This window comes from Streptomyces sp. BE20, assembly GCF_036322525.1.
In the GTDB taxonomy this organism is placed as follows: domain Bacteria; phylum Actinomycetota; class Actinomycetes; order Streptomycetales; family Streptomycetaceae; genus Kitasatospora.
The window spans coordinates 1-370 of record NZ_JAQYWW010000618.1 but is presented as its reverse complement, the minus strand read 5'-3'; the positions used below and the strand labels follow the sequence as shown (position 1 = coordinate 370).

At 62.4% G+C, this 370-nt stretch carries 1 pseudogene; it reads left to right on the top strand.

What is annotated here, in order from left to right:
* Positions 1-117: 117 nt before the first annotated feature.
* A pseudogene (locus PUR61_RS45320) lies at positions 118-370 on the top strand (hypothetical protein); the annotation flags it as partial.

The following is a 370-nucleotide window of genomic DNA, read 5'->3' as shown; positions in this document are numbered from 1 at the left end:
ATGAGAAATGGCGTAAGGACTCTATTGCGTGTAAGTTGGGTGGGGGGGGTGGGGGGGCGGGGCGTGGGGGGGGGTGGTGGGGTGGGGGGGGGGGGGGGGCGGGGGGGGGGATCGGGGGTGGGTGGGGGGGGGGGGGGGGGGGGGCGGCGGCCCGGGGCGGGCCCCCCCCCCCACCCCACACCCAACAAAACCACCCCCCCACCCCCCCCCCCCCCCCCACCCCACACCCCCCCCCAAACCCAAAAAACAAAACCCACACAAAAAAAAAAAAAAAAACACAAAACAAAAACAACAAAAAAAAAAAACACCACAACCCCAAAAAAAAAAACAAAAACACCCAACAAAAAAAAACCACCCACACCACCACCCC